The sequence below is a fragment of the Nostoc sp. JL31 genome, from assembly GCF_017114965.1.
Taxonomy (GTDB): Bacteria; Cyanobacteriota; Cyanobacteriia; order Cyanobacteriales; family Nostocaceae; genus Nostoc; species Nostoc punctiforme_A.
On record NZ_JABXKO010000092.1, the window covers coordinates 67027 to 80741 of the forward strand.

General features: G+C 40.1%; 9 protein-coding genes. 2 read left to right on the forward strand and 7 right to left on the reverse strand.

Annotated features, from left to right (window positions below; all coding sequences use genetic code 11):
- Nucleotides 1–22: 22 nt before the first annotated feature.
- From HWQ43_RS21560 to HWQ43_RS21570, 3 genes are all read right to left on the reverse strand, one after another.
- Nucleotides 23–1102 carry an ATP-binding protein gene (locus HWQ43_RS21560; RefSeq protein ID WP_292737863.1) on the reverse strand — a complete coding sequence of 360 codons (1080 nt, stop codon included), beginning with the start codon at nt 1100–1102 and terminating at the stop codon, nt 23–25.
- A 7-nt stretch (nt 1103–1109) separates the two neighbouring features.
- A complete protein-coding gene (locus tag HWQ43_RS21565) occupies nt 1110–2267 on the reverse strand; it encodes an FIST N-terminal domain-containing protein (RefSeq protein WP_292737865.1) in 1158 nt (385 codons plus the stop codon).
- A gap of 164 nt (nt 2268–2431) precedes the next feature.
- Nucleotides 2432–3928 carry a glycosyl hydrolase family 57 gene (locus tag HWQ43_RS21570; protein ID WP_292737867.1) on the reverse strand — a complete coding sequence of 499 codons (1497 nt, stop codon included), beginning with the start codon at nt 3926–3928 and terminating at the stop codon, nt 2432–2434.
- 436 nt (nt 3929–4364) lie between these two features.
- Here HWQ43_RS21570 and HWQ43_RS21575 point away from each other — a divergent pair, with 436 nt between their 5' ends.
- Nucleotides 4365–5099: a ScyD/ScyE family protein gene (locus tag HWQ43_RS21575; RefSeq protein WP_292737869.1), complete on the forward strand. Its 735-nt coding sequence runs from the start codon at nt 4365–4367 to the stop codon at nt 5097–5099.
- Nucleotides 5100–5314: 215 nt separating this feature from the next.
- Here the strand turns inward: HWQ43_RS21575 and HWQ43_RS21580 are convergent, their stop codons facing one another.
- From HWQ43_RS21580 to HWQ43_RS21595, 4 genes are all read right to left on the reverse strand, one after another.
- Nucleotides 5315–6136, reverse strand: coding sequence for an SDR family NAD(P)-dependent oxidoreductase (locus HWQ43_RS21580; RefSeq protein ID WP_292737872.1), 822 nt, complete (start codon nt 6134–6136; stop codon nt 5315–5317).
- Nucleotides 6137–7757: 1621 nt separating this feature from the next.
- Nucleotides 7758–9902 (reverse strand): peptidase domain-containing ABC transporter, encoded by a 2145-nt coding sequence (locus HWQ43_RS21585; protein WP_292737875.1) that lies wholly within the window; start codon nt 9900–9902, stop codon nt 7758–7760.
- A gap of 98 nt (nt 9903–10000) precedes the next feature.
- Nucleotides 10001–10285, reverse strand: coding sequence for a hypothetical protein (locus HWQ43_RS21590; RefSeq protein WP_292737878.1), 285 nt, complete (start codon nt 10283–10285; stop codon nt 10001–10003).
- A 910-nt stretch (nt 10286–11195) separates the two neighbouring features.
- Nucleotides 11196–11468 (reverse strand): hypothetical protein, encoded by a 273-nt coding sequence (locus HWQ43_RS21595; protein WP_292737881.1) that lies wholly within the window; start codon nt 11466–11468, stop codon nt 11196–11198.
- 1173 nt (nt 11469–12641) lie between these two features.
- Between HWQ43_RS21595 and HWQ43_RS21600 the strand changes: the two genes are divergently transcribed.
- Nucleotides 12642–13712, forward strand: coding sequence for an HlyD family efflux transporter periplasmic adaptor subunit (locus HWQ43_RS21600; protein WP_292737884.1), 1071 nt, complete (start codon nt 12642–12644; stop codon nt 13710–13712).
- Nucleotides 13713–13715 lie beyond the last annotated feature (3 nt).

Below are 13715 nucleotides of genomic sequence, written 5' to 3' on the forward strand. Positions count from 1 at the left end.
CCCATTACGAATTAAAGTTGTGTTAGATTACTGGGCAAATTTCCTGCTGGATAGGAATTTGAATCACAAACTCCGTTCCTTTTCCAGGTGTCGAAAAAAAATCTAACTTGCCGCCATGTTTTTCGGTGATGATTTGATAGCTGATAGCCATGCCCATTCCTGTCCCCTTTCCAACAGGTTTGGTTGTGAAGAAGGGGTTGAAAATCTGTTTTTGAATAGATTCAGGAATCCCAGAGCCATTGTCTGCGATCGCAATTTTTACCCATTGCAAATCAACGACAGAGGTACGAATGATAATACAACTGGGATGATCGCGGATTTCCTGATAAGTTCGTTGAGCATTGAGTTCTTCAAGGGCATCGAGAGCATTTACTAGAATATTCATAAACACTTGGTTTAGCTGCCCGGCGTAGCATTCTACATGAGATAAATTGCCGTATTCTCTGATAATTTGAACCCTTGAGCTTTTATCAGTGGCTTTCAGGCGGTGCTGCAAAATCATCAAAGTATTGTCGATGCCTTCATGAATATCTACGGCTTTGAACTCACTTTCATCCAGGCGCGAGAAGTTACGCAGTGACAGCACAATCTCTCGAATCCGCTCCGTCCCGATATTCATTGAGTGCAATACCATAATCGCGTCTTTTTCCAAAAACTCTAAATCGATGGTTTTACGTTCGGTTTGAATTTCAGCAGGTGGGTTGGGGAAATAACGGTGATAAAGCTGGACAAGTCGCAATAAGTCATGGGTGTATTGGCTAATATGGCTGATATTTCCGTAAATAAAGCTAATAGGATTGTTGATTTCATGAGCAATCCCAGCCACCATTTGACCAAGGGCAGACATCTTTTCGCTTTGAATCATTTGAGCTTGCATTTGATGCAAACTATCTAACGTATTTTCTAACTTTTGGCCTCTTTGCTGCAAGTTTGTTTGAGAGTCTTCTAACTCACAAATGACTTTCTTAAGTAAAAACTCTTTTGTTGCAATGTCAGTTTCTAACTGGTAGCGTTCATTTTGACAGCGTTCCAGCTTTTTCCGCAAGATGCGGTTTGTCTTTTCCAACTCTTGAATCTGTATGGAATTATCTTGGTTATCCATACATTACTCATTTTGTTCCTATTAACAGTGTGACAAAGGTTTTGTTATGAAATTGGGTTTGACCTCCACATACTATAGGAGCAATTTCACCATAAGCATAAAAACCACAACAAAGTAATGCCTCTGCTAAATGAGTTTTGACAAGCTGATATTCAACTCTTGCTAAAGTTCCCAGAATTCGCCGACGGGCTGCACAGGAAATAAGTAATGCTGCTGTTGGCTCCACACCAGGATAATCGGCAATAGCATTTTTCAAAGATGTTTCAGAAGCTGACAGAATATTGTCACGAGTTGCATCAGTAATTTGTACAACTGCCTGCTCAGGAATATCTGAGAAGAACGTCACACTACCAGACTGTTTATCGTAGCCATTGGGTGCCCGCAAATAGAAATGATCTTGATCCTCAAAAACTGCTAGGGCATGGATGGCATAATTGGACGCAAATCTTTCTTCACCAAGATAATGCTGATAGAAATCTAAGGCACGCTGTCCATCAATTTCATAGACTACGTTGCCATCCACTTTAGTTGTACGGCTACGTTGGCTGATGGGAGTCCAACCACTAGCAACTCCGTGGGAAAATAGTAGTTTTCCAGAGAATAGTAGCACTGGAACTGAATCACTCAACACTTCACCTTGGAAGAATTGGTAGGTTTTGTCAAAGGTATAGTCATCGGCAGTCATTCCCCCAATGATGGGAATATGTTCTCCCAGGCTTTGTTTTAAAGCTTCTAAAATTAAAACCCCATTGCTGGTTAGACTATCCGGGAAGGTAAGGCACAATTGTGGTACAGATGCACTCTTTGCCTTAGCTTGGGCGATCGCTTCTTGGGCTGCAAGGGCTGGATTTTTGGATGCTCCTCGGCCAATACCTGAGTGAATTTCCACTTCATCGCTAGCAAAGAGCATTAAGGTCAGAGAATCTTGCTGAAACTCCAGAATTGAAGAGATTTCTCCATTTGTAGTTCCACCAATCAACTCAATTCCGGGAAAAGCGTCTTGGATGCGTTGCAAAATTAACGCATGGTCAAAATCTATAGCAGTGAATAAAATTCCAGCTTGAGGAAGGGAATCGGCAAGAGAACGGCTACATTCTTGAATAACTTCAGTGATCGCATTTTGAGAATCAGGATCGTCGCTATGGCCAACAACAACTCGAAACACAACTACCTCATTGTAATCTTTAATACCAGGTAGCTAATCCAATTTGGATCTCAGCACCCAGCAACCTACACTTAGATTTCCCACTTCCTTGAACTAAATCTCAATTCACCTGACTTTTTATCTCTCCAATCCCCATTACGGCCCCACCTTCCCCAATCCTCAGTTCAATTCATCTGCAATAAATTTTCGCCACGTTGGTAAATTTCCCGCGCGTAATCAGTCCAAGCACCTTGTCCCCAATAACGAAAACAACTGGTTTGCAGCAAAAGGTTATGTAGAAGAACGTTACGATATTGAGATTGTCTAGTAATCGGTTCTGCTGAGTCAGTTTGCAGTAATGGATCAATCTTTTGATGAAATAAGCTGCTTAATTGATACATGGGAGATAACACATTTTCATATCCTTTTACCCAACTGATATGATTTGTCCATGAGGCTCCATCCAGATGAAAATTAGAGTTTGTTTGCTTTAATTCTTGAATGGCATTCTCTACAGCTTGCGGTTGAATATTATCTGGTGAAACTCGCTCCCAAATTTGATGTTGTCCTACTGGCTGACAAGTTGGATAATCTTCTGGGTTACATCCCGCTGCTTCGATTAATTCTAAATATTCTGTACCACACATCCCAACTACACCTGATTTTCCTCCCCCATTATTTACCATATCCCCCCAAGCTTGTTTAAAAGCGCTAGGAAATTCATTCATCATCACGCCGCCATTTTCACCATCACCAATTTGGCTAACTATTGGTGGTACAAATACACCGCCAATTTGTTGTTTTGATAATGTTTTCGCTTCATAATAAGGCTGCATCTGAGCAACTAATTTAGTATCCGAACCTTGGGTTTTAATTAAAGCTGTGATGCTAATTGTTTCGCCTTGAGAATTACGGGCAATTAGACGATGTGGTAAATGTTTATAAGTGAGAGATTGGCCAGTAAGAGTTTCTACAGAATGTTCTTGAACAAGTAGCCAGCGATATCCACATTCTTTCAGCGCTTTTACAAATTCAAAGAGAGCATCAGGGTGATTTGGTAGGTGCATTTCTGGAGGCGAAAATCCTTTGACTCGCGCTAGCGCTTCCCAGCCGAAAATTGCCGCAAAGTGATGTTGCCATGCAACGATCTGCAATTTAATATCTGCTATGGGTGTGGAAGGAATAACTGCATGACTCCACATTGTACCCAGCCATTCTACATAAGGTTGGTAGGTGCGATCGCAAGTGATCCGTTTAAGATTATCGAGAACATCACCGCGTCCCATTTGCCGCAGTCCCCACAGAAGATTACCTGAGTAATCCAACATTACACGCGGATTGCAACCTTGATTTACAAGTTCGGGGATCAAGTCACCCATGCGGCTGTAACAATAGGCAAAAGGATCTGCGTTGTGGTTATCCCCTTCATGGGGATGTTCAAACATATATTGCAGATTGCTGATGAGTGTACCGCCATTTCCAGCAGGTATAGTTGGCTGGTGCATGTGCAAAGCGATCGCAAACACAGCATTTACGTCTTCTAAGCGGATATTGGTTGTTGGTAAAAATACTGGTTGATCTTGGTTAACCACAGAGAGAACCTCTGTTTCCCAACCAGAAATATTCGGTAAGCCATCAATGATTTCGGGCAAAGGAGTCAGTGTTGTAGGGAAGGAAAGCATTTCTGATTGCTCCGAAACAAGGTATGTCTAATTATGCGATCGCACAGCAATTTCTGATCTGCAACTTTATGTATTGATGCAAACTGCGCTCGTCTTGTAGTCCTGCAATATCTGTATAGTTCAACAGTTTGGATATCACACTTATATAAAAAGTGTTGGAAAATATACAGCAATCCTATTTAATTTTGTTGCTATAGCCGTACATCTGTACGCCCCTACAGCCGATTCATGATGTTGCAAAGATTTTTGGAAATGGTATGATACAACTCGAAATTAAGAAATTCAGATTTCATCTGGGTTTCTGGGTTTGAATCTGTTTCCCTCTTTTAAATAAGCTGTAAAATCCGTAAAAAATATACACGGTAAATATTAATATTTATCAAGATAAAATTTTCTCTTCTATGCTTTACACAAATTTAATTTTAGGACAGGTCTAATGAAACTAAAACAATTTGGAATTACATTTTTGAGTGTTTCTATTGCTGCTTTTTCGGGAATGAAAGCAGCAGAAGCAGCATCATTTTCGGTAATTGCCGATGGTCTTAATAATCCACGGGGTCTAACTTTTGGTACTGACGGGAGTCTCTATGTCACCGAAGCAGGAACAGGCGGCAGTGGAGCTTGTGTTCTTTTTCCCTCTGGCGCATCATCATCGCCATTTGAAATCCAAGCAGTACCCACAAATATCGCCAAAGGCCCAGATGGCGCTTATTATATTAGCCAATTAACTGGTTTTCCTTTTCCAGAAGGTGCAGCAAAAATCTATCGAGTTGGTGCTGATGGTCAACCAACAGTTTATACCGATGGCTTTACCCAACTTACTGATTTAGATTTTGATAATGAGGGTAATTTATATGCTTTGCAGTACGCTAATCAGTCACTCTGGAAAGGTAATCTAGATGGTTCGGTAATTAAAATAGGAAGGGATCGGACTCGCACAACTATTCTGAGTGGTAATGGGTTAGAGTCTGCTACTGCTTTGACTATTGGTGCTGATAATGCTATTTACGTGACAAACCGAGGCGATCGCTCTGGACTTGGACAAGTTATCAAAATTGAGAATTCCAAGTCTGTTCCTGAATCTACTTCTACTTTCAGCTTATTAGCATTTCTTGGCACTCTGAGCCTTACTTTGTTGCACAAGGGTAAAGCCAAGGGACTTTCCAACTAAAAAAATAATCCCATCCCTGCGGGACGCTACGCGTAGCTTGCTTCCCCAATGGGGTACGCTTTGGTGAGCAGGGGAGCAGGGGAGGAAGAATCTAACGATCATCTTCGCTCCCAAAATTGAATAATTTAATTTCTGGAAATCCCCAAGGACTGAAGATTTCGGACAAGTTTGTTCAGGAATGCTGATTGTTGAGTTAGCGATCGCCCTCGGCTTCTCTACGAGACGCTACGCGAAGGGATAAGTTTTTCAATCAGCCGTTGTCTGCTTGGTGCTGGCGGTGTTGCTATTCGTAAAATTAGCTCTAATAACCAAGGGGAAATGCGTTGACACAACACGGCTAAATGACTTTGCCATCCAACTAAAATTTCTGATGAATCATTTTGCATTCCGGTGACGAGTGCTTTAGCCACTTGTTGAGGAGTCATGGGGATCACCCAGCGAAATAATTTTAAGTCGCGCACCATGTCTGTGTCTGTCAGGGAAGGCAGTAATGCAATCACACGAATATTGTGTTCAGCTAATTCTTGACGCAAGGCTTGGGTAAATCCTAAGATGGCAAACTTGGTTGCTGAGTATGTCGCCATCGTTGGTGCTGCCACTTTTCCCATCAGGCTCGATACATTGACAATTGTCCCTTGTCTTTGGCTGGCCATGCGTCGAGCAATCAAACTAGTGAGGTTGTACATTCCTAACAAGTTCACAGAGAGTTCTTCTTGAACTTGGGGCATTTTAGATTGCAAAAATGAGCTTTGGTATGCGACTCCTGCACAATTAACCAGCAGGTGAATCTGTCCGTAATTGCGCCAGAGTTGAGCGACAGCGATATTTACTTCAATTGTTTGAGTCAAATCTAAGGCGACGATCGCAGCTTCTGTACCCATAGCCTCGATTTCCTTGGCTACCTCCAATAACTTGCGGCGATCGCGTGCTACCAATATCATCCGTTTGATGCCTTGTTGCGCTAATTCGATGGCGATCGCTCGTCCAATTCCACGCGAAGCCCCTGTAATTAGGGCAACTTTACCTTGAATCTCCATTAGTTTTATTCTCCAAAATTTAAGTCTTACCAAACTTTTCGTTATTGCCGATACACACAAGCAAGAGCTACCTACTTGTCGGCACAAAGTAAGACAAATAATCAATTGCAATTGAAATCAAACTGAAACTAAGCTTTTAGCAATGAGACATTTCTTGGTTAATCTGCAATCCCTCATAGTTGTCTATATGAGGCAGCAATTTCTCGTTTTGAACCCGTCAAAGCCTAAGACACTTGGCTGAATGGGTATAGCTCATAGATTTTATTTCTCCTAGATCCGAGCGTTCATCAGCATTGCCGTCATACACACGTTAGCAATTAAATCAAGCTATTGCAATATTCTTTAATCAGGATTTCTTAATAGTTCTTAACGACAAGTATATATATACAAAAGATTTTATTAAATAAGTTTTTATGAATCCCTCAGTATAAATATCTCATTTTCCTGACAAATAGCCCTGTTTTAGGAAATTGTGATATCTAATTCATGGTTTAGAAACAAAAAAGACATATAGCATTTTCGCTTATGGCTGCAATAGTTAGAAGTCTCAACTAGCTTATATAATTTCAACAGTATATTTACTGTTTCCTTGAAAAGTAAGGTTGATAGCTTTTATTTATTGCAAACAATGAAAAAGGCCTAGATTGTTGTCTGAAATTAGCTGCCAAAACTTTCGGATAAATAGTAGTTTGTTTAGGTTTATCTTTGAGTTCATTAAAGTAATGCTTGAGACTTGCCTCGTCTGTAGCAAACTTCAATCATTCTCGAACAATAAGATCCCCGATTTATTAGAGAAATCGGGGATCTTATTGTAAATCAATATGATTTCTAATTGATGATTTCGCCGAAAAATGCACTCCGTGCATTTACGTAATTATTAATTATTACTCCACGGTTAAATCTACTTACTCGCAGCAAGGATGGATATCAATATCGGTTAAAAATATTCGTAGGTTGGGTTGATTTTTAAAATTGGTCTGAATATAGTTTACTCACCTGCTTTTTCGCGTCAGTTTTACCCCACCCTAACCCTCCCCTTGCAAAGGGGAGGGAACTAGATTTTCCGGTTTCCCCCCAATGCATCGGGGGGATTAAGGGGGGTAAAACCCGGATCTCAACAAAGTAACTCCGATTTGTGTGTACACCGTAGCTTTATAAGGGGGGATTAAGGGGGTAATTGGACTACAGGGGGGTTAAAACGATCTCAAATTCTCACAAATGATTTAGGACTGCTATATAAGCAACAGATACCTCGAAGTCATGTTGAAGTACTTGAAAGTCGTGTTGGGGTACTCCAAAATCGTATTGAGGTACTCCAAAATCGTGTTGAGGTACTCCAAAATCGTGTTGAGGTACTCCGAAATCGTGTTGAGGTACTCCAAAATCGTGTTGAGGTACTCCAAAATCGTGTTGAGGTACTCCGAAATCGTGTTGAGGTACTCCAAAATCGTGTTGGAGTACTTCAAACTTTGTCGCACCACGCCTACGCTTGACTTTTAAAACAGTCGCTACACATTTCTATTTTTTAGGCAAAACCTACGCAGTATTGACACCACTCCCTATTCCCCGTCTAAGTTGTGGCCTAAATACCTGAAAAATGCTATAAAGTCCATCAGCTTAATTAAGGGGTTAAAAAGTCTAAATGGTTTCCTGGTTGGGCACGCAAATCTTCCACAGTCCCCTGAATTTGTAATTTACCTTGATTTAGCAGCACAATCCAATCAGCGCGGGCAATTACTCTAGGACGGTGGCTAATCAGAATCGTAGTTTTGCCTTGGCGATGCAATAATAACTGATTCAAAACTTTAACTTCACTCACAGGATCTAGTCCAGCCGTTGATTCATCTAAAATCAGGATTGGTGGATCGTTGAGGATAGCTCTTGCTATAGCTAATCTTTGCCGTTGTCCACCAGAAATATTTGACCCAAATTCACCTAATACAGTTTGATATTTTTCAGGTAGTTTACTAATAAAATCGTCTGCCTCAGCAATTTGACAAGCAGCGACAATTTGCTCAAAGGTGACGTGAGGAGAACCTAACCGAAAGTTTTCAATAATTGAGCGACTCCAAAAATGAGCTTCTTGCGGAACGAGGACGACTTGTTGCCGCAAACAATCAAGGGCTAAATCTTGCAGATTATAAATACCAATGCGAATATTACCAGAATTAGGTGTATATAATCCTGCAATCAGTTTAGCAAGAGAACTTTTACCACAGCCAGATGTACCAATTAGGGAAATAACTTTACCGCCAGGAATAGTTAGGGAGAAATCTTGTAGTAATTCTAGCCTTCCAGGATAGTGAAAGTTGAGATTTGTGCAAATAATATCAGCCTTGCTAGGAATTTTAGCAAAGGGTTTGTTAGTATCGCCTTGAGTTTCAAGTGTAGAGTCAATAACTTCTGTTAATCGCTGCGTAGCAGTTTTGGCACGAGTGAATTCATCTATAAATCTGATCATAGTACCAATGAATGCCAAAAAATTACCATTCATCCCATTAAATGCCAACAGTTGACCAATAGTTAATTCCTTACTAATAACTAGAATGCTGCCAAAACCAATTAAGCTAATGCTGCCAATACCAGAAACGAACCCAGAGAAAACATTATTAATAATTCCAATCTGAACTGTGCGGAATATTTGGTTTGATAATCGTCCAAATCGGTTCTGAAATTCTTCCCAAAACTGAGGAGCAGCGGCAGTGGTTTTGAGTGTTAGCGCCCCTTTAAAACTTTCAACAAGAACGCCCTGGTTTTCTGCTTCTAAAACCAATAGACTTCTAACTTTTTGTTGAAGTGTGGGTAAAAACACAACCGTAGATAAAGACATTACAATAGCAATAATAAAGGCAGCAAAGGTGAGTTTCCAGCTATAGAACAGCATGAAACTTAAGGAAACTACTGCAATAAACAATTGGCTAGGCAAACTGACAACTACTTGAGAAACTAGCTGATTAATTTGTTGAATATCTTGTAATCTGCTAACAATCTCTCCACTACGACGCGATTCATAGTAAGTCAGGGGTAATCTCAGGATTGTCCTGGCAAATTCCAGAACTAACCCTAACTCAAGCCGTTGGGCAAAATGAGCAATGAGGTTGTATTGAATTAGTTGCAGACTACTTCCCACAAAATTCATCACTACAACGGCAATAATCACAGCACCAAGAAGCCTTGTATCGCCTCGAACTAGTACATCATCTGTAAGAATTTGGATTAGAAATGGAGAAGTTAATGAAATCAGACCTAGAACTAAAGCGCAGAGAAAAGCCTCGAATAATATGCCTTGATAAGGCAATACACGCCGCACAAAGCGCCCAAAGCCCCCTATCTTATCATCAGGTTGGGCATAAAAGCGAACCGAATCTGGCTCTAGTAAAAGCATCACCATATCTGGCCAAGCCTCTATTAATTCTTTTCTAGAGAGATAACGGATGTTAGCTGCGGGATCGGCAATTATATATTTCTTGCCTTTTTGACCATACAAAACAACCCAGTGGTAGCCTTTCCAGTGAATGATTGCTGGTAGTGGCGCTTGGTTCATCCGGTCTAATATTTCATTTGACGCTCTGACCGATCGCGCATTAAAACCAAGTGCCTCCGCTCCCCGCCTCAGTCCCAACAATGTTGTTCCTAATTGCCCAGTGCCTACGGCTTCCCGAATGCGATTTAGTGTAAAGTTACGCCGATAGTGTTTGGCAATGGAAGCAAGACAAGCAGCTCCACAATCTTCTTCATTATGTTGTGTAACAACTTGGTATTTCATTCCGCACCCCAGTATCCAATAACATCATGACAAAACTCAAAAAAATAGCAGGGTTTTATCCCTGCATGGCTAAAAATGCGACCAACAGTCTAGTTGTATTATCTTTTTCTTAGACTTCTTAGTCGAGACGATAGCCTTTCTAAAAGTTCTTTTCTCCTATTAATTATAATTAGTCTGGAACTCTGTAAATTTAGTACACCTCCTTGCACAACAGATAATCCGTCTTGTCCAGCTGCTCCGTCTTGTCCAGCTGCTCCATCTTGTCCATCTGCTCCGTTACTTACAACTGCGGTGCTATTAGCTGTAGCCTCACCACCAGATAAGTTTGCTTCTTCTGTTTGAGTTAGTGAGATAAACATGGGGGATGTTTGAGTGCATTCCATAGTTAACCTTAAGTTGCTAATTATTCAGTTTACTTAGTTTTGAACCTTTGATAAAGCTGTTTTCACTTAAGATAACGAAAGCAAGCGCGTACCAGAATGGTTATATTTTAGGTTTCAACAGAGAAAATATCGGAAATTTAGGTATATTTACCTTACTTACTCCAAACAAATAAGCTGATGCACACCTAGCTCAAATATTCTTGCACATAGGCTGTCGTTTCTTCAATAGTCAAAAGTCTACCTAGCCTTTGAAAGAGGACTTTTGAGAACCTGAGCGCGAAATATACAACTTAAATGGCGTAATAGCTTAACTCGACTTTATCCATTTTTTTGAAGCGCCAAAGCTGATGCTGAAACCTTTATGAGACAGCAATTTTTCTTTTTGAATTTTAACGATAATCAGTGACAAGGAAAAAGTTTTTGTTAAAAGCTAGGGTTTTCGCCGGATAAAGTAAGCTTAGTTGCTCATTTGGAATAAAGTAGAGCTTAGACAGGCTTACTTATTCGTTTGGAGTAAGTAAGGTAAAAAGAGTTTCGTTATCCACAAGTTGTTAGATTGTGATAAATATGGTCTATTTCTCAAGGAACAGCGCTTATTTCCCTAGTGGACTACTCAAAGGTGAACAGTATATTTAGGGAAAAGCGCTGCTGAAATTTATCGATGGTTGCTGGTGGGCAACTTAAATGTTACGTTTGTTTAAGAAAAATAGGTGGGTAACAATAAACGTATGTTAATATTACTGCGAGAAGAAACAGCTAATGACTTTATCGCGATTAAGTCATTAGCAATTCAGGTGCGTACAAAACTAACTTAACCTGCGCTAACAGGGTAAATTATTTATAATACGCCCTTTATTTCTGAAAATCCGCTGTTAATCGAGTCTGGACGTTTATTGTTTACCTTTTACTATTAACGACCAACACGAACACGATTGTTGTTAAGTCCACCACGTCCACCATCTCCACCATCTCCACCGTTTCCACTATTACGTGTATTTGTTATTCCACCACTAATAATGCCAGCAGCAGTACCAGTTGGTCCACTTCCGCCGATAACAACGCCACCATTAGTTGTGTTGCTGCCACTGCCGCCAGCGCCGCCATCGCCGCCATCGGCTATAAATCCACCAGACAGATTAGCTTCTTCGTTGCTGCTTAATGCAGTAAATAATGTGCTTTCCATGATTTTAGTTCTCACTTGATTGTTGGGTTTGATATGACATCACACTACATTCATCAATGCAAACAAGGCATTCATGAGTGCTTGTGTGCTGTTACGAACATTATATGGGTGAAACTAGTTTGATAAAACAACTGTTTTCTTAAGAAATATGTATTACAAGTTATTCGCAAACATACTACTTGGCTAAGATTTATACTACTTTCACTGTTTTCTGGAAAAACCATGAATTTTATTCTACTTAAAGAGATAAATATTCTGGATTTAATTGTATGGCAAAAATATATATGCGTATAAAGATTTTACTAAAAAAAATGTCTAGCTTTATACTAAAATAAACAAGAGAATTAACGTATTAATACTGTTAGTGAGCACAAAACCTTAAACAAAGAGTATAAAATCAGTTAAATAGTATTTTGTTATACAAAATCATGAAAAAGCAAATTTGGAGAACTCCAAAAATTTTACTTGATTTTTGAATTTACGTATTATCACGTAAGCATTGTCTTTTTTTGATTTTGCTTATACAGAGGGTATCGAAAATAACATAAAAGATTGTGATAACAACGCCTTTAAACTAGCTTAACTACTTATTAATTAGAAGAGAAAAGAAAAGTTTTCTCTCTCTTATAAAAATTTTTGCAAGTAAATAAAGAAAAGGTAAAATTTTAGAAGAAAATTATAAAGATTTGGTCTTTTTACTAAAAGGCACTAATTGTTATATAGACTTAGGCTATAGATCACTTTTTAGCTATTGCTGATGGAGAAACCTCTAAGACAGCAGTGGCTTATCTTCCCCCAAGGGAAGAGGCTAAGAAAACTAAGCTTTCAGAGGATGTTTGAAAAGTGGCAAAGTATACTAGAAAACCCTTTCTAAACCTCTCCCAAAAGGTCGAGAGGCTTTGAAATCCTCCCTTTTCTTCTAGAAAAGGGGGATAAAGAGGTTAGATTTCTGGTGCTTAGATATTAGCAATAATACTTTTCAAACAACCTCTCAGAGTGAGAAAGGAGGCTCCTAACTTGAAAATGCTCGTTCAATAAATATCTATATATATAGATGTAATGTCGCTCGGCAATTTCGTACTTGGTAGTGTACGAAGTTCATAACGATTACCTTCTTGCACTAGCTGGTTTTTTCCTTGATTGTTTGCACAACCAAAATCTTTTTTAACGTTCATGCTAATTGACCCCCAACCGGACTTTCTCCGCCCAGTTGAAAGCGACGAATATCTTCCTCCGATTAGCAGTTGGACATGGCTGGGAGGGATATTTTTAATTGGAAGTGTTGGCGCTGCCTTCGGTCTTGCAAGTTTCATTCAATACAATATAGTAGTGAGAGCAGATGGTACTGTCCGTCCCACGGGAGAAATACGGTTAGTGCAAGCAGCAGCAGAGGGAACGGTTAGAAGCATTAGGGTGAAAGAAAATCAAGTTGTAAAAAGGGGAGATGAGATTGCACTGCTCTACGACACCCAATTACAAAGTAAAAAAAGCCAAATTGCCGGAAATATTCGCCAGAATCATTTACAAAGAACCCAAATCGATGCACAACTAAGAGCGCTACAGAATCAAATCATAGCTGAGTCCAACTCAATGCGGCGGGCGGTTATCTCTGCACAAGCTGATCTGAGTCGTAATCAACGGGATTATAAAGACAAGCAAATTACGACTCAGGCAGAAGTGGAAGAAGTAGAAGCCTCTGTGGAGTTAGCGAGGGAGGAACTGAAGCGATATCAGCAGCTAGCAAATACTGGAGCGATCGCAACTCTACAGATTAAGGAAAAAGAACAAGCTTTCAAAGCAGCACTTGCCAGATTAGAACGGATCAAAACTGGACTCAATCCCACTAGCGCAAATGTGGAGATCGCCCAAGAAAAAATTCCCCAAGAAGAGGCAAAGGGTGAGTCTACCATAGCTGCATTGAACAAAGAAAGACAAGAACTTATTGGGCGTCAAGTAGAAATTCAAAATCAAATCAGCAGCGCTCAAGAAGAGCTAAAACAACTCTCAACAGAACTGCAAAAAACTGTAATTCAGGCTTCAGAGGCAGGTACTATCCTGAAACTAGAATTAAGAAATCCTGGGCAAGTTGTACGGATTGGGGATGCGATCGCTCAAATTGCTCCTAGTAAAGCACCTCTGGTTATCAAAGCCCGTGTTGCCGCTTCTGATATTAGCAAGGTACAGGTGTGTAACCCACATTCCGCAGGTGCACTCGTAAATGCTGTATTTTTGAAAATGACGTAAATG